Annotated in this window: 18 protein-coding genes and 1 riboswitch; of the genes, 10 read left to right on the plus strand and 8 right to left on the minus strand. The window is 72.0% G+C overall.

Translation table 11 applies throughout. From position 1 onward, the window contains the following. Positions 1 to 834, plus strand: a complete 834-nt coding sequence (locus KXC43_RS00920) for a helix-turn-helix transcriptional regulator (RefSeq protein WP_221373915.1) — start codon at positions 1 to 3, stop codon at positions 832 to 834. Between the two features lie 8 nt (positions 835 to 842). On the opposite strand, the gene KXC43_RS00925 is transcribed toward KXC43_RS00920, so the two are convergent. The 5 genes from KXC43_RS00925 to KXC43_RS52325 form a co-directional block, all read right to left on the minus strand. Further along, entirely contained in the window at positions 843 to 1,583 is a 741-nt protein-coding gene (locus tag KXC43_RS00925) for an SDR family oxidoreductase (RefSeq protein WP_221373916.1), read from the minus strand. 34 nt (positions 1,584 to 1,617) lie between these two features. Next, entirely contained in the window at positions 1,618 to 1,959 is a 342-nt protein-coding gene (locus KXC43_RS00930) for a hypothetical protein (protein WP_221373917.1), read from the minus strand. After that, positions 1,956 to 2,105: a hypothetical protein gene (locus KXC43_RS00935; RefSeq protein WP_221373918.1), complete on the minus strand. Its 150-nt coding sequence runs from the start codon at positions 2,103 to 2,105 to the stop codon at positions 1,956 to 1,958. Before KXC43_RS00935 ends, KXC43_RS00930 begins: the two co-directional genes overlap by 4 nt. Positions 2,106 to 2,229: 124 nt before the next feature. After that, the gene (locus KXC43_RS00940; RefSeq protein ID WP_221373919.1) at positions 2,230 to 2,850 is read right to left on the minus strand and encodes an MBL fold metallo-hydrolase; all 621 of its coding nucleotides are present in this window, start codon (positions 2,848 to 2,850) and stop codon (positions 2,230 to 2,232) included. A 40-nt stretch (positions 2,851 to 2,890) separates the two neighbouring features. Beyond that, positions 2,891 to 5,092, minus strand: a complete 2,202-nt coding sequence (locus tag KXC43_RS52325; RefSeq protein ID WP_221373920.1) for an MMPL family transporter — start codon at positions 5,090 to 5,092, stop codon at positions 2,891 to 2,893. Between the two features lie 148 nt (positions 5,093 to 5,240). On the opposite strand from KXC43_RS52325, the gene KXC43_RS00950 reads away from it, so the two are divergent. From KXC43_RS00950 to KXC43_RS00980, 7 genes are read left to right on the plus strand one after another with little or no spacing between them, the layout of a single operon-like run. Then, positions 5,241 to 6,338, plus strand: a complete 1,098-nt coding sequence (locus KXC43_RS00950; protein WP_221373921.1) for a sensor histidine kinase — start codon at positions 5,241 to 5,243, stop codon at positions 6,336 to 6,338. After that, on the plus strand, positions 6,335 to 6,994 hold the full coding sequence (locus KXC43_RS00955) for a response regulator (RefSeq protein WP_308128913.1): 660 nt from the start codon (positions 6,335 to 6,337) through the stop codon (positions 6,992 to 6,994). Before KXC43_RS00950 ends, KXC43_RS00955 begins: the two co-directional genes overlap by 4 nt. A gap of 60 nt (positions 6,995 to 7,054) precedes the next feature. Next, complete coding sequence (locus KXC43_RS00960; RefSeq protein ID WP_221373922.1) at positions 7,055 to 8,125, plus strand: FecCD family ABC transporter permease; 1,071 nt, start codon at positions 7,055 to 7,057, stop codon at positions 8,123 to 8,125. Then, positions 8,122 to 9,081 carry an ABC transporter substrate-binding protein gene (locus tag KXC43_RS00965; RefSeq protein ID WP_221373923.1) on the plus strand — a complete coding sequence of 320 codons (960 nt, stop codon included), beginning with the start codon at positions 8,122 to 8,124 and terminating at the stop codon, positions 9,079 to 9,081. The genes KXC43_RS00960 and KXC43_RS00965 overlap by 4 nt, the downstream gene beginning before the upstream one ends. Next, positions 9,078 to 9,848, plus strand: a complete 771-nt coding sequence (locus KXC43_RS00970; RefSeq protein WP_221373924.1) for an ABC transporter ATP-binding protein — start codon at positions 9,078 to 9,080, stop codon at positions 9,846 to 9,848. Before KXC43_RS00965 ends, KXC43_RS00970 begins: the two co-directional genes overlap by 4 nt. After that, positions 9,845 to 10,312 (plus strand): class I SAM-dependent methyltransferase, encoded by a 468-nt coding sequence (locus KXC43_RS00975; protein WP_221373925.1) that lies wholly within the window; start codon positions 9,845 to 9,847, stop codon positions 10,310 to 10,312. Before KXC43_RS00970 ends, KXC43_RS00975 begins: the two co-directional genes overlap by 4 nt. After that, positions 10,312 to 10,911: a nitroreductase family protein gene (locus KXC43_RS00980; RefSeq protein ID WP_221373926.1), complete on the plus strand. Its 600-nt coding sequence runs from the start codon at positions 10,312 to 10,314 to the stop codon at positions 10,909 to 10,911. Before KXC43_RS00975 ends, KXC43_RS00980 begins: the two co-directional genes overlap by 1 nt. Here the strand turns inward: KXC43_RS00980 and KXC43_RS00985 are convergent. Next, positions 10,895 to 11,377, minus strand: coding sequence for a hypothetical protein (locus KXC43_RS00985; RefSeq protein ID WP_221373927.1), 483 nt, complete (start codon positions 11,375 to 11,377; stop codon positions 10,895 to 10,897). The genes KXC43_RS00980 and KXC43_RS00985 overlap by 17 nt on opposite strands. 139 nt (positions 11,378 to 11,516) lie before the next feature. Here KXC43_RS00985 and KXC43_RS00990 point away from each other — a divergent pair, with 139 nt between their 5' ends. Both KXC43_RS00990 and KXC43_RS00995 read left to right on the plus strand, forming a co-directional pair. Beyond that, on the plus strand, positions 11,517 to 11,696 hold the full coding sequence (locus KXC43_RS00990; protein ID WP_221373928.1) for a hypothetical protein: 180 nt from the start codon (positions 11,517 to 11,519) through the stop codon (positions 11,694 to 11,696). A 5-nt stretch (positions 11,697 to 11,701) separates the two neighbouring features. Beyond that, a complete protein-coding gene (locus tag KXC43_RS00995) occupies positions 11,702 to 12,457 on the plus strand; it encodes a (2Fe-2S)-binding protein (protein ID WP_308128914.1) in 756 nt (251 codons plus the stop codon). Here KXC43_RS00995 and metE read toward each other — a convergent pair. Continuing rightward, positions 12,447 to 14,705: a 5-methyltetrahydropteroyltriglutamate--homocysteine S-methyltransferase gene (metE, locus tag KXC43_RS01000; protein ID WP_221373929.1), complete on the minus strand. Its 2,259-nt coding sequence runs from the start codon at positions 14,703 to 14,705 to the stop codon at positions 12,447 to 12,449. The two genes, KXC43_RS00995 and metE, sit on opposite strands and share 11 nt — an antisense overlap. Positions 14,706 to 14,808: 103 nt before the next feature. Next, positions 14,809 to 15,023, minus strand: a riboswitch (cobalamin riboswitch). A 24-nt stretch (positions 15,024 to 15,047) separates the two neighbouring features. Continuing rightward, positions 15,048 to 16,025, minus strand: a complete 978-nt coding sequence (locus tag KXC43_RS01005) for a ribonucleotide-diphosphate reductase subunit beta (protein WP_255643406.1) — start codon at positions 16,023 to 16,025, stop codon at positions 15,048 to 15,050. Positions 16,026 to 16,055: the final 30 nt, after the last annotated feature.

Consider the following 16,055-nt stretch of genomic DNA (forward strand, 5'->3'; position numbering starts at 1 on the left):
ATGGACCGCGCTCTGCTCGCCGACTGTCTGCGCACCCGCCGGGAGGCGTTGCAGCCCGAGGACGTGGGGCTGCCCCGCGGCCGCCGGCGGCGGACGCGGGGGCTGCGGCGGGAAGAGGTCGCGGTGCTGGCCGGCATGTCGATCGACTACTACACGCGGCTGGAGCAGCCGCGCGGGCCGCACCCCTCGGAGCAGATCCTGGAGGCGCTGGCCCGCGCGCTGCGACTCTCGATGGAGGAGCGCGAGCACCTGTTCCGGCTGGCTGGGTACGCCACCGGACGCCGGGCCACGGACACCGACCACATCAACCCGGGCATGCGGCGCATATTCGACGGCCTGCAGGGGGCGGCGGCGCAGGTGGTGAGCCCGCTCGGCGAGACGCTGCTGCAGACGCCGCTGTCGGTCGCGCTGATCGGCGACGACAGTGTCCACAGCGGACTGCCGCGCAGCAAGCACTACCGCTGGTTCACGGATCCGGCGGCGCGGTCGGCGTATCCGCCTGACAACCACGACGAGCAGAGCCGGCTGGTCGTGGCCGACCTGCACTCGTCGTACACCCGGGACGGCAAGGACTCCCGCGCCGGGACGCTCGTGGCGGCCCTGTTGCGCGAGAGTCCCGAGTTCGCGGCCCTCTGGCGGGAGCATCCGGTGGCCGGGCCCTACTGCGGCCAGGTGCGGCTCGTCCACCCGCAGGTGGGCGCGATCGACCTGTTCTGCCAGCGGCTGATCGACCCCGACCAGTCGCAGCAGCTGGTGGTCTACACGGCGACGCCGGGCACCGAGAGCGCCGAGAAGCTGGAACTGCTCTCGGTTCTCGGCGCCCAGCGCCTCTGAATCGCTCTCTATTTCTGGGCGGCCAGGAACTCGCGGAAGGTCTGCTTGGCGATGACCGCGTCGGCCGGGCCGGTGAGCACGTCGCCCTGGACGGCGGCGAACATGCCCGCGGTGTCGTCGGTGACGACCGTGCGCGGGTCACCCTTGGCGGCCAGGGCGATCCGGCCCAGTTCGTCGAGCGGGAACACCTCGGGGCCCACGATGTTCACGATGCCGTTCAGCGGCTGACCCGCCGCCACCTGAGCCACCTTGCGGGAGATCTCGGCCGACGCCAGCGGCTGCACCGGCGTCGTGGGCAGGTGGACCTTGTCGCCCTCGACGACCCACGACAGCACCGACTTCATGAACTCGAAGAACTGGCCCGCCCGCACGATCGACCACGGGACCGGCCCGTCCTTCAGGATCTCCTCCTGCAGCACCTTCGCCTTGTAGTAGTCGAGGCCCGGCACCTGGTCGACACCGACGATCGACAGGATCACAGCGTGGCCGACCCCCTGGCGCTCGGCCGCCGCGAGCATGTTGTCCATCGTGGTGCGGAAGAAATCGATCGACTTGTCGTCGAACGTCGGCGAGTTGGTCAGGTTGACGACCACGTCGGCGCCCTTGAGCCCCGCGTCGAGTCCCTCGCCCGTGAGCAGGTCGACACCGTTGGCCGGCGACAACGGCTCAGCGTCGTGCCCGTGCTCGCGCATCAGCGTGACGACCTGCGAGCCGATGAGCCCGGTCCCACCCAGCACGGCGATCTTCATGTCCGTCACTTCCTTCGTGTAGCTGTCTCGGTTGTCAGCTTCGACCGGACAGCCCCGCAGCCTGTGACATGCGACCCGCGTCACGCACGGCCCACGGCACGAGCGCGCCGGCCGCCGCGAGGAGTGCGCCGACCACGTACCAGCCGGGCCGGCCCCACGTGATGCAGAGGCCGATGAGCAGGCCGGGCCCGACCGCCTCGGCCAGCCCGGCGCCCAGCCCGAAGACTCCGAGGTACTGCCCGGTGGCGTGGGGCGGCGCGAACGCGAACGACACCTCGAACCCACCGGCCGCGTGCCACAGCTCGCCCAGCGTGTGGACGACCACCGCGGCCACCAGCAACACGGCGGCGACCCAGGCCGGGACGCCGGAGGTCACGCCGACCCGACCTGGCCGGGCGGCAGGTGGACGGCCTCGGTGAAGTACAGGACGCCGGCGGTCAGGTAAAGGCCACTGCCGACGGTGAAGACGAAGTTGGAGGCGGCGAGTGCCCGCTGAGGCCCGGGTGGGGGGACGAGCGACACACCAAGAAGCCTAGAAATTATTGCAACTTCTTGGCAATGGCAGGCGATTGGCAGGCCGACGGTCGGCGCGACCAGCGCCGCCGGAGTCATCACCCTTCGACGCCGGGGGTGCGGCGGCTGCCCGCTAGGCGTCGCCGAGGGTGGCGCGCTCCTGCTCGATCGTGGTGTCGTCGCCGTGGCCGGTGTGTACGACCGTGTCGCCGGGCAGGGCGAACAGCTTGGTGCGAATCGAGGCGACGATGACGTCGGCGTCGGAGTAGGAGCGGCCGGTGGCGCCCGGGCCGCCCTGGAACAGGGTGTCGCCGGTGAAGACAGCGTTCAGGTCGGGGGCGTGGAGGCAGACCGCGCCGGGCGCGTGGCCCGGGGTGTGCAGCACGGTCAGGGCCGTGCCGCCCACCTCGATCTTCTGGCCGTCGGCCAGGTCGGCGTCCCAGGCGACCGACGCGCCGTGGGTCAGTTCCCACAGCGGCCGGTCGTCGGGGTGCAGCAGGATCGGGGCGCCCGTGCGTTCGCGCAGCGCGGGCGCCACCCGGACGTGGTCGTCGTGGGCGTGGGTGCAGACGATCGCGCGGACCGTGCGGCCGGCGACCACGGCCAGGATCGCGTCGACGTCGTGCGGCGCGTCGATCACCACGCACTCGGCGTCGTCGCCGACCACCCAGATGTTGTTGTCGACGTCGTACGTCTGCCCGTCGAGGCTGAACGTGCCGCTGACGACACCGTGGCCGACCTTCGCTTGCTGCATGGCTCGCCCTGATCCTTCCGCACCGCTGGTCACATCCGGTTCAGACTAACGACCGCTCCTCCCGGCGGTCGGCTTCGGTCGAGAGCGTGCCGCCCGATTCGTCCAGGCCGGCTCGGGCGTGCAGGCGCCGCGCCCACCCGGGGGCCCACCAGTTCGCCTTGCCGGCCAGCTTCATCAGGGCGGGAACCAGCGTCGCCCGGACGATGAAGGCGTCGATCAGGACGGCGAGGCCCAGCCCCAGGCCGAACATCTTCATGAACGTGATGCCGCTGGTGGCGAACGCGAAGAACGTGATCGAGAGGACCAGCGCGGCGGCGGTCACGATCCGGCCGGTCTTGGCTGTGCCGGTGACGATCGCGGCGTGGTTGTCGCCGGTGCGGTCGTACTCCTCCTTCATGCGGGCCAGCAGGAAGACCTCGTAGTCCATCGACAATCCGAACGCCACGGCGAACATCAGCAGCGGCATCGCGATGTCGGTGAACCCGGTCGCGGTGAAGTCCAGCAGGCCGGACAGGTTTCCGTCCTGGAAGATCCAGACCACGATGCCGAGCATCGCCGTCAGGTTGAGGGTGTTGAGCACGATCGCCTTCAGCGGCACCAGGAAGCTGCCGAACATCAGGAACAGCAGCACGAACGTCGCGACCGCGATCCACAGCGCGGCCCACGGCGCCACCGACAGGATCGCCGCCTTGGTGTCGGCCAGCTGCGCGGCGCCGCCTCCGACGAGCACGTCGCCGTCGAGTTCCCGCAGGTCCCGGACGAGATCCTCGGCCTCCGCCGAGATCGGCACCACCGACGGCACCACCTCCAACCATTCCCCCGCGGCGGCGCGGAACTTCTGCGCGTCGGGCGCCGGCTCGCCCGCCCGCTGACCGCCGGCCCAGGCGCCCCGGGCGGTCACGACCTCGGCCACGTTCGGAAGCCGCGAGGCGGCCGCGGCGTAGGCGTCGATCCGGGCCGGGTCGGCCGCGCCCTCGACCACGACCGGGAAGGCCTCGGCGGCGAAGCCGAACTCGCGCTGCGCCTTCTCGGTGGCCACCCGGGCCGGCTCGTCGGCCGGCAGCACGCGGGCGTCGGGGTTGCCGAAACTGGTGCCGAGCACGGGCAGGCTGAGCAGCACCAGCAGCGCGACCACGCCGCCGGTGACCAGACCGGGGCGGCGCAGCACCCGCTCGGCGATCCCGGCCCAGCGCGGGGAGTCGGAGCGCACGACGCCGGGCAGCTTGCCCGCGTTGACCCGGTGACCCAGCACGGCCAGCAGCGCCGGCAGGGTGATCACGGCGGCGAGCACGGCCACCAGCACGACGCCCACCCCGGCGTACGCGAAGGACCGCAGGAAGAACAGCGGGAAGGCGATCAGCGCGAGGAGCGCCACGGCCACGGTCACGCCGGAGAACAGCACCGTGCGGCCGGCCGACTCGACCGTGCGGATCACCGCCAGGCCGACCTCGTGGCCGGCCGTCAGCTCCTCGCGGAAGCGGGAGACGATCAGCAGCGAATAGTCGATGGCCAGGCCGAGCCCGAGCGCCGTGACCAGGTTGATCGAGAAGACGGACACGTCGGTGACCTGCGAGATCGCCCACAGCACGAAGAAGGCGCCAACCGTGGCCGAGGCGCCGACGACCAGCGGCAGCAGCGCCGCGACGACACCGCGGAAGACGAACAGGAGCAACAGCAGCGTCAACGGGATCGCGATCGACTCGGCGAGCACCAGGTCCTCCTCGAGGCCGTGGCCGAGCGCCTCGCCGAACGCGGCCTGACCGCCGATCTCGGTGGTGATCGGCCCGCGTTCCCCGCCGAACCGGTCGCGGACGAGCGCCACGGCCTCCTCCGTCGCGGTGTCGTCGCCGCCCGCCCGCACCAGCACGAGCGCTTCCCGGCCGTCGTCCGAGCGCAGGGCCGGCGGTTGACCGGCCGTCCAGTACGAGGTGACCTCTTCGATGCCCTCCAGGGCGGCCACCCCGGTGGAGAGCGCCTGACCGGCCGCCGCCGCCTCGGCCGCGTCGACGGTGCCGCCGTTGGCCGTGACGACCAGCACGATGTTGGGCGGGCCGGCGCCGAAGTCGTCCTCGAGGATCGCGGCCGCCCGGGACGAGTCGGAGGCCGGGTCGTCGAAGCCGCCGTTGGCCAGGCCGGCGAAGACCCCGGCCCCGAGCACCGCGGTCACCGCGAACACCACCAACGAACCGAGCAGCGTCAGCCGGGCCCGCCGGACGACGAACCTCCCGAGCGCAGTGAACATGACAGCCTCTTCCTCTGGCGACGTGGGCATTGCCAGGGAAAGTCTCGGGAGTGCGGCCGTCGATGTCGTCGTTCCGTGGTGCGAATCCGCGCGGGCGTTCCTACCGCAGTAGGAGGCGTCGCGGCACTGGGGTACCTATATTCCTCCCATGCCTTCACTGCTGACCGACCGCGGCGAGTTCGTGGGCGGGGCCGCTGTCCTCGGCACCGGGCTGGGCGTGCTCAGCCTCGTCTACACCGAGCGGTGGGGCTGGATCGTCGCGGTGGTGATGCTGCCGGCCCTGATCGTGCGGGCCCGGTGGCCGTCGATGCCGGGGTGGCTGCTGCTGGCCTGGCTGACCGGGCCGACGGTGATCGGCGACGCCTTCGTGGTCACCCACAGCGCGTACATGGTGGTGGTCGTCGGCATGGCTGTGGTCGCGGCCGACCGTCGTACGCGGGCCGATCTGACCGCCATGCTGGCCTGCCTTTTCTCGCCGTTCCTGATCTGGGCGCTCGAGACCAGCAACTGGCACCGCGGCATCGGGGCCTGGCTGTGGTTCAGCGGCCTGCTGATCGGCTGGGGCTTCGGCCACGTGGTGGCCCGGCAGTTCGCCCTGATCGACGAGCTGGAACGCACGAGGAACCGGCTGGCCGACATCGCGGTCACCGAGGACCGCCAGCGCATCGCCCGCGACCTGCACGACCTCGTCGGGCACAGCTTCAGCGTGGTGCTGCTGCACCTGTCCGGGGCCCGTCTGCTGATTCCGTCGTCGCCCGCCGAGGCCGAGCAGGCGCTGCGCCAGGCCGAGGCGGTCGGCCGGGCCGGCATGGACGAGTTGCGCCAGGCGCTCTCGCTCATGCACCACGGGTCGCCCGCGCTCCCGCCGGTCGAGCTCGACCAGTTGCTGGCCACCTACCGCCAGGCCGGCATGAGCCTCGACGTCGAGGTGCGCGGCGACATGACAGCGGTGGCCGCGGCCCCGCGCATAGTGCTGCACGACGTCCTGCGCGAGTCGCTCACCAACGTCGCCAAGCACGCCCGTACGGCCGACGCGTCGATCGGCATCGTGGTCGACCGCGACGGCCTGCTCGTCCGCGTGTCGAGCGAACTGAAGCCGGGCCCCGCGCACGGCCGCGGGGTCGGGCTGGCCGGGCTCGACCACCGGGTGGCGGCGATCGGCGGCAGTTTCCAGGCCCACCCCGCCGAGGGCCGCTGGGTGGTCGAGGCGGTGCTGCCCCGCCGGCTGGCCGGGGTGCCCGCGTGATCCGGGTGGTCCTCGTCGACGATCAGCCGATGGTCCGGGCCGGGCTCGCCCTGATCCTGCGCAGCCAGCCCGGCCTCGAGGTGGTGGCCGAGTGCGGCGACGGCGCCGCGGTGGTGCCGGCGCTGGCCGAGCGGGTGGCCGACGTCGTCTGCATGGACGTCAAGATGCCCGGGGTCGACGGCGTCGAGGCGACCCGCCGGGTGCGCGCGGCCGGCGGTCCCCCGGTCTGCGTGCTCACCACGTTCGGCGACACCGACGTCCTGTGGTCGGCCGTCGACGCGGGCGCAGCCGGCTTCGAGCTCAAGTCGGCCACCCCGGAGAACCTGATCGAGGCCATCCGTACGGTGGCGGCCGGCGGCACCTGGATCGACGGCACCCTGCTGGGCCCGATCCTCGACTCGTGCCGCCGTCAGACCCGCCCGTCGAGCGGGCCGGACCGCCGGCTGGGCGCCCTGACCGACCGCGAGCTCGACGTGCTGCGCCTGATGGCCCGCGGCGCCTCCAACCGCGAGATCGCCGACCGCCTGGTGCTGGCCGAGACCACGGTCAAGACCCACGTCGGCACCCTGTTCACCAAGCTCGGCGCCCGCGACCGGGCCGCCGCCATCGTCTACGCCTACGACGCGGGCATCGTCCGCCCGCAGAACGGGGCATAGCCCACCGACGATCACCTTGGTAGGTTGTTGCAAGTAATTGGCAACAACGAAGGGGTGGCGTTGACCTCCGTAGTGCATGACGTGCTCGGGCTCCGCGCGCAGCGCCGTCGCACCACGCTGTGGCTGCTGGCCCTGACCGCGTTCCTGGTGGTCACCGCGGTGGCCGCGGTCGGCACGGGGGCGATCGCGATCAGCCCCGGCACCGTGGCCCGCATCCTCGGCCGCCAGCTGTTCGGCCTGGGCGCGGTGACCTGGACGCCGCCGCAGGAGGCGATCGTCTGGCAGGTGCGGTTCCCCCGGGTGCTGCTCGGCCTGCTGGTCGGCGCCGGGCTGGCCGTCTGCGGCGTCGCGCTGCAGGCGATGGTGCGCAACGTGCTCGCCGACCCCTACCTGCTGGGCATCAACTCGGGCGCCTCCAGCGGCGCCGCCGCGGCCATCCTGTTCGGCGCCGGTGCGGGCTTCGGCCAGTACGCGCTGTCGACCAGCGCCTTCCTCGGCGCGCTGGCCGCTTCGCTGCTGGTCTTCCTGGTCGCCCGCAGCGGCGGCCGGGTCACCTCGATCCGGTTGCTGCTGGCCGGCGTCGCGGTCGGCTACGCCCTGTACGCGACGACCAGCTTCCTCATCTTCGCGTCCGGGTCGGCCGAGGGCGCCCGGTCGGTGATCTTCTGGCTGCTCGGCTCGCTCGGCCTGGCCCGCTGGGACGCGCTGCTGGCCCTCGCGGCGGTCGTCATCGGCGGCACAGCGGTCTATCTGACCGTCACCGGCCGCCGGCTCGACGCCCTGGCCATCGGCGACGAGACCGCGCACACCCTCGGCCTGAACCCCGACCGGTTCCGCCTGCGTCTGCTCGTCGTGGTCTCGCTCTGCGTCGGCGTGCTGGTCTCCGCGGCCGGCAGCATCGGCTTCGTCGGGCTCGTGGTGCCGCATCTGGCCCGCCGGCTGGTCGGCGCCCCGCACGTCCGTGTGGTGCCGGTGGCCGCCCTGCTGGGCGCGATCCTGCTGGTCTGGGCCGACGTCATCGCCCGGGTGCTGCTGGCCCCGCAGGAGATCCCCATCGGCATCATCACCGCGCTGCTCGGCGCCCCGTTCCTGCTCGTCCTCATCCGCCGACTGCACGGAGGCCAGTCATGAAGAAGATCGCCACCCTCTCCGCGGTGCTCCTGCTCGCCGCCGGCTGCGAGGCCCCCGAGAACTCCTCCATGTCCGCGCCCGGCGACGAGTTCCCGTTGACGGTCCGCAACTGCGGCGCCGACGTCATCTTCGAGAAGGCGCCCGAACGCCTGGTGATGCTCAAGAGCGCGGCCGTGCCCTACCTGCACGACCTCGGCGTGCTCGGCAAGGTGACCGCCCGCGCCGGGCAGTACCCGAAGGCGTACTACGACACCGCCACCCTGGCCGAACTCGACCGGATCCCGCTGCTCACCGACAAGACCGACACCAGCGGCCACCTGCAGATCTCGAAGGAGGTGGTGATCAGCCAGACGCCCGATCTGGTGCTCGGCGAGGTCGACAACCTGTCACGCGACAGCCTCTCCGCCGTCGGCATCCCGCTGCTCGAGGAGCCGGCGATGTGCCCGGGCACCACCAGCGCGCCGACGTTCGACGACATCTACCGGCAGCTGGACACGTACGGGAAGATCTTCGAACGGCCGGCCGAGGCGACGGCCGCGGTGACGGCGCTCAAGGAGCGCATGGCCAAATTCAAGGGCGAGCCGACCGGCCGTACGGCCGCTGTGCTCTACCCCACGGTCGGCGGTGGAGTGACGTACGCCTATGGAGCCGCCAGCATGGCCGACCCGCAGCTGCGGGCGGCCGGGTTCGAGAACGTCTTCGGCGACAACAAGGAACGCGTCTTCGAGGTGACCCTCGAGGAACTGCTGGGCCGCAATCCCGACGTGCTGATCCTCCTGCACGGCGACGGCGACCCCGCGCAGGTCGAGCAGGCCGTCACCAGGCTGCCGGGCGCCGGGAAACTCAAGGCCGTACGGGACAAGGCCGTCATGACCCAGCTTTTCAACTTCACCGAGCCGCCGTCGCCGCTGTCCGTCGACGGCCTCGAGAAGATCGTCGAACGGTTCCGGCAGTGATCCAGGCGTCCGCGGTGTCGTGGCGGTACGGCGCCACGCCGGTGATCGACGGCGTCAGCGTGGCCGCACTGCCCGGCCGGGTGCTGGGACTCATCGGACCCAACGGCTCGGGCAAGACCACGGTGCTGCGACTGCTCCACGGCGCCCTGCGCAGCCCGACCGGTCGGATCACTGTGGACGGTGACCGGCTGCCGTCGCTCTCACCCCGCGAGACCGCGCGGCGCATGGCCGTCGTGGTGCAGGAGAACGGCGGCGAAACGGCGCTGACCGTGGCCGAGATGGTGCTGCTCGGCCGAAGCCCGCACCTGTCCACGTTTCAGCGCGCCGGCCGTGACGACCACGAGATCGCCGCCCGGTGCCTGGCCCGCGTCGGCGCCACCCACCTCGGGCCGCGCCCGTTCAGCGGCCTGTCCGGCGGCGAACGCCAACGGGTGCTCATCGCCCGGGCGCTCGCCCAGCAGGCCACCCACCTGCTGCTCGACGAGCCGACCAACCACCTCGACATCCGCTACCAGCACGAGGTCCTGGGCCTGGTCCGCGGGCTCGGCACGTGCTCGGTCGTGGTGCTGCACGACCTCAACCTGGCCGCTCGCTACTGTGACGACCTGGTGCTGCTCGGCCGGGGCCAGGTGGTGGCGGCCGGGCCGGTCGACGAGGTGCTCGACCCAGCCGTCCTCGAACCCGTCTACGGCATCGGAATCAAGCGACTCGACCTCGACGGCCATCCGCACCTGCTGTTCCACCCGTTCTCCGAGGAGGCCGCGTGACCGCGCAGGACAGCATCAACGACTACTGGACCGGCCGCGCGCCGGGCTACGCCGAGCACCAGTTGCGGCCCGAGCGGCTCGCCGACGACACCGCCGCCTGGTCGGAGGTCTGGTCGTCCGCGCTGCCGGCCACGCCCCTCGACGTGCTCGACGTCGGTAGCGGCCGGGTCGCGTCGGTGCTGGCCGGGCTCGGCCACCGGGTCACCGGCATCGACCTGTCGGAGGGGATGCTGGAGCAGGCGCGAGCCACGGTGAAGGACGTCGACTTCCGCCTCGGCGACGCCGTCGCACCCGACTTGCCGGCGGGGAGCTTCGACGCGGTGACCGCCGCCGTGCTCGAGGAGGCCGGCCTGACCGGGGTGACGGTCACTCCCCTGACCGCGATCTACGACCTCGACCAGAAGTACGGCGTGGCGCCCGGGCACGATGTGCAGACGCAGTACCTGATCACCGGAGGGATCTGATGGAGTTCCGCGAAGCGCTGCGCGGCCGGCGGATCGTCCGCAACTATCGCACCGACCGGATTCCCGAGGAGGTGATCGCCCGCATCGTCAAGGTCGTGCACCGCGCGCCGAGCGCCGGCTTCAGCCAGGGTCACCGCCTGGTCGTCGTCACCGATCCGGACACCCGCGCCGCGCTGGCCGCCGTGGCCGAGCCCTGGTACCTCGAACAGGGCTTCCAGCCGTGGATCTCGCAGGCGCCGGTGCAGATCGTCCTGGGCATCCGCGAGGCGTCGTACCACGAGCGCTACACCGAGACCGACAAGCTGGAGGCGGACGGCGAGGAGATTCCCTGGCCGGTGCCGTTCTGGTGGTTCGACGCGGGCGCGCTGTTCACCCTGCTGCAACTGGCCGCGGCCGACGAAGGACTCGCCAGCGGCTTCTACAGCCCCGCGCCGCCCGAGGAGCTCGCCGCCCTGGCCGCCGCCGTGGGCCTGCCCGGCGACGTCGCCGTCGCCGGGGTGCTCACGCTCGGCCACCCCGCCGACGACCCGGCCGTCCCCACCGCCCGGCTCGCCGAGCAGCGCCGGCCGATCGACGAGCTGGTCAGCTGGCGCCGGTGAGCCGGGTCGCGAAGACGAGTGGCGGGCCGGCCTCGGGACGGGCGACGACGGTGATCTCGGTGCGCCGGCCCGCCGCGAGCGGCACGGTCGCCAGGGCCATGCCGGGCGCGACCACCTGCGCAGCGATCGGCTCACCGGAGCCGGGCACGAGGGTCCAGGAACGGATACGACCGGCCGCCCTGTCCGCACAGAGGTGCACCAGCGCTGTTCCGCTGCGCACCGGTTCCGCCCGCAGCAGCAGGTGCCGCCCTCCGGCGTACGCGACCGCGGACTTCCGGACCGGGCAGGGCCCCTTCGCCTCGGCGGGCGCGATGTACGCACCGGTCCACAGCAGCGTCATCGCCGTCAGGACGACCCCCAGGGCCGCAGCGACAACCAGCCCGCCCCGCCACGAGCGACCGGGCGCGGCCGGGACGACAACCGCCGCGGTACGGCCGAAAAGCAGCCCGCCCACCCCGTGCCGCACAGTGAGCGCGCCTCCGGCCCCCGCACCGCGCCGCCGCCGGGCACGGCAGTACCGCGCGCCGGTTGTGGGCGCTGCCGGCCCGTGCTCCCCGAACTCCATGCCGGGTAGTCGCTGCGCGGAGCCCGATGGTTCCCTCACCATGGTCTGGTTCGGCCTGGTGCTCAACCCCGAGGTCGAGGCCGACCTGGTCTCGTGGGTGCGGGCCGGCGGCCCGGGCGTCGCCGGCCTCCCCGCCTGCGCTCGACCTCTCCGTCATCCCGGCCCCCGGCCGGTGACGCCCCGCGCGGTCGCTGCCGTGGCCGGGCCGGTCGTAGAGTGAGTGCCGTGCCGAGACCCGAGGTCGACGCCGGTCCGGCCATGCGGGCGGCGGCCCGGCTCGGGCCGTATTTCGTCTGGCAGCCGCGCGACGCCGAGCCCGGGTGGCGGCCCTTCGCCGAGCTGCTCGACCCGGCCGTCGTGGCCGAGCGGGTCGAGGCCGGGCGGCGGGTGCTTCTGCGCATGTCCGGCCTGGGCCGCGACGAGATCGGCGAGCGGGTGGTCGCCTCCACGATCTTCCTCGGGCTGGCCTCGCGGCTCGTCTCGCCCGTACTGGCGGCGGCCGCGCTCACCGGCCTCGTGCCGCTGGCCGACCCGGCTCGTCTGTGGTGGCGGCCCGTCGAGGGCGGTCCGATGCCGATCGCGTACGACGGCCTGAGCGCCGCCGAAGGCGGTATGGCGATCGACCACCTCGTGGGCCCGGTACTGGAAGTCTTCCGCCGCCGGTTCGCCCTGTCGCCGCAGGTGTTGTGGGGCAACGTGGCCTCGGCTCTGGGCGGGGCGGCCGGCATGATCGCCGACAATGCCCACGATTCCGCCGCCGCCGAGCGTGCGGCCACGATCGTCACCGGCCTGCTCGCCGAGCCGCCCCTGGCCGGCATGGCCACCCTGCACCGGCCTGATCCGCACCGGGCGCGCTGGTTCCTGGTGCGCCGCAACTGCTGCCTCTACTACCGGATCCCCGGCGGCGGATTCTGCGGCGACTGCGTGCTGACGCCGGACGAGGTCCGGCGTCAGCACTGGCAGCGCCTGCTCAGCCGTTGACCGCTCCCCGCACCTCGGCGGCGGCTGCCACGAGGTGCTTCAGCGACGCCTCGACCTCAGGGTAGCCACGGGTCTTGAGGCCGCAGTCGGGGTTGGCCCAGACCCGGCGGGCCGGCACCGCGGCGACGGCCCGGCGCAGCGATTCGGCCACCTCGTCGTGCGACGGCACCCGGGGCGAGTGGATGTCCCAGACGCCGGGGCCGACACCACGGGCGTAGCCGATCGCGGCGAGGTCGCCGAGCACCTCCATCTTCGACCGGGACGCCTCGATGCTGGTGACGTCGGCGTCGAGGGCGTCGATGGCCGTGATGACCTCGCCGAACTCGGAATAGCAGAGGTGAGTGTGGATCTGGGTGTCGTCGGCGACGCCGCTGGTGGCGAGCCGGAACGAACCGACCGCCCAGTCCAGATACGCCTTCTGATCCGCCCGGCGCAGCGGCAGGGCCTCCCGCAGGGCCGGTTCGTCGACCTGGATCACCTTGATGCCGGCTCGTTCCAGGTCGGCCGTCTCGTCGCGCAGGGCCAGGGCGACCTGGTCGGCGGTGTCCGCCCAGGGCTGGTCGGTGCGGACGAACGACCAGGCCAGGATGGTGACCGGGCCGGTGAGCATGCCCTTCACCGGACGGTCGGTGAGCGACTGCGCGAACGTCGACCATTCGACGGTCATCGGGCCGCGGCGGGCCACGTCGCCGTAGATGATCGGCGGGCGTACGCAGCGGGAGCCGTACGACTGCACCCAGCCCAGGTCGGTGGCCGCGAACCCGTCGAGCTGCTCGCCGAAGTACTGCACCATGTCGTTGCGCTCGGGTTCGCCGTGCACGAGAACGTCCAGGCCCAGCTCCTCCTGCAACCGGATGACGTGCTCGACCTCTCTCTTCATGAGCGCGGCGTAATCGGCGGCGGACAGGGTTCCGGCGCGCAGCGCGGCCCGTGCCTGCCGCAGCGAAGCGGTCTGCGGGAACGAGCCGATGGTCGTGGTGGGCAGATCCGGCAGGCCGAGCCGGGCCTGCTGGGCGGCGGCCCGTTCAGCGTAGGCGCCGCGCTGCCGGTCGGCCGGGCTCAGCGCGGCGACCCGGGTCCGTACGCCGTCGTGCCGCCACGACGTCGGGGTCGCGGGCAGCGGTTCGGGGAGGTGGGCGGCGCCGTCGCGCAGCGCCTGGCCGAGCAGCACGATCTCGTCCACCTTCTGCCGCGCGAACGCGAGCCGGGCGACCAGGTCCGCGTCCAGGCGCTTCTCGACCGACAGGTCCACCGGGACGTGCAGCAGCGAGCAGGACGCCGAGACGGCGACGTGGTCGGCCAGCCCGGTGACGGTCGCTCCGATCGCGGCCGCGGCGCGCAGGTCGGTACGCCAGACGTTGTGCCCGTCGACCAACCCGGCGACGATCGTCCTGCCGCGCAGGGGCCCGGCGGCGGCCAGCCGGGCCAGGTTGCCCCGGCCGGCGACCAGATCCAGGCCGAGCGCCTCGATCGGGGTGTCGAGCAGCGCGGGCAGGGCGTCGCCGAGCTCGCCGAAGTAGGTGGCCACGAGAATCTGCGGCCGTCGTTCGAGGCCGCCGAGGCGGTGGTAGACCCCGCGCAGCGCGTCGATCTCCGCCGGCGTGCGGTCGGTGACGTAGGCCGGCTCGTCCAGCTGCACCCACGGCACGCCGGCGTCGGCGAGGCGACCCAGGATCTCCGCGTACGTGTCGGTCAGCTCGCCGAGGCGGTCGAACGGCAGCCCGCTCGACGCGGAGGGCTTGGCCAGAAGCAGGAACGTGGCCGGTCCGACCAGCACCGGGCGGGTGATGATGCCGAGTGCGGCGGCTTCGGCGTACTCCCGCAGGGGCTTGTCCGGCCGCGCCCGGAAGGTGGTCTCGTCGGCGATCTCGGGGACCAGGTAGTGGTAGTTGGTGTCGAACCACTTGGTCAGCTCGAGCGCGGGCTCGGCGTCGGCTCCGCGAGCCATGGCGAAATAGGTGTCCAGTTCGGACAGACCCAGCCGGTCGAACCGGTCCGGGACGGCGCCGACGGCGACGGCGGTGTCCAGGACGTGGTCGTAGAACGAGAACGTGTTGGACGGGATCGCGTCGAGCCGGGCGTTGCGCAGCGTCTGCCACACCTCGGCCCGCAGCCCGGCGGCTGTCCGCTCGAGTGCGGCGGCGTCGATCGTGCCGGCCCAGTAGGCCTCGACGGCCTTCTTCAACTCACGGTTGGCGCCGATACGCGGGTAGCCGAGCACAGTGCTCTGCCCGAAAGGCGTTGTCACGACAGGTTTTTCCTTCCCTCGAAGAGGCCGGTGGCCCACGAGAGGAGGCACGCTGAAACGAGGCACCTGACCCTCCCGCGGGATCACCGGCGGCGCACACCGGTCGGTGCGCGCGGTGCGGGCAGGTCTTCGGACTTGCGGGCGCCTGGCACATTCCTACTGGCCGTCGCTTCCCAGGCCTGGCGGCCCAGTGCTTGATGACGGCGGTCGTTCCCACTCACCGCTGCGGGGCAGTCCCGGATTTCCACCGGGTTCCCTCTTACGACGCCCCGGTCCGGTCTCGTCGGACCGGGGCGAACCAGCACTGCCGTCCACTCTAGCGAGCGGATCGGCATCGGTCGCTCAGAATTCGTCGTCGAAGGAGACCGAGCCCGTCACACCGACCTGGTAGGCCGAGACACGGCGCTCGAAGAAGTTCGAGAGCTCCTGCACGTCCTGCAGCTCCATGAAGGCGAACGGGTTCTTGCTGCCGTACATCGGCTCGATGCCCAGCGCCGACAGGCGGCGGTCGGCGACGTGTTGCAGGTACTCCCGCATGTCGGCCAGTGACATGCCCGAGACGCCCTGGGTGAGCAGGTCCTCGGCGAACTGCACCTCGCATTCGACAGCCTCGGACAGCATGTCGCGGACCTGCTGCTCCATCTCGGCGTCGAAGAGATCCGGCTCCTCCTGCCGGACCTGGTCGACCACGTCGAACGCGAACGCCATGTGCATGCTCTCGTCGCGGAAGACCCAGTTGGTGCCGGAGGCCAAGCCGTTCAGCAGGCCGCGGGAGCGGAGGAAATACACGTACGCGAAAGCGCCGTAGAAGAACAGGCCCTCGATGCACGCGGCGAAGCAGATCACGTTGAGCAGGAACGCGCGGCGGTCCGCCTTCGACTGCAGCGAGCGCAGTTCGTAGATCGAGTCGATCCACTGGTAACAGAACTCGGCCTTGCGGGCGATCGACGGGATGTTCTCGACGGCCGCGAACGCCTCGGCGCGCTCGTCGAGATCGGGCACGTAGGTGTCGAGCAGGTTCAGGTAGAACTGAACGTGCACGGCCTCCTCGAACAGCTGCCGCGAGAGATAGAGCCGGCCCTCGGGCGAGTTGACGTGCTGATACAGGTTGAGCACGAGGTTGTTGGCCACGATCGTGTCACCGGTGGCGAAGAAGGCGACCAGCCGCGACACCAGGTGTTGTTCGGCGGGTGAGAGGCGCTGCAGGTCGGCGAGGTCGCCGTGCAGGTCGACCTCCTCGACGGTCCAGGTGTTCTTGATGGCGTCCTTGAACCGATCGAAGAAGTGGGGATAGCGCATCGGCCGCAGCGTCAGATCCATGCCCGGGTCGAGCAGCAGCTGACGGGGGCC

It is taken from the genome of Paractinoplanes polyasparticus (assembly GCF_019710575.1).
Classification (GTDB): Bacteria; Actinomycetota; Actinomycetes; order Mycobacteriales; family Micromonosporaceae; genus Actinoplanes; species Actinoplanes polyasparticus.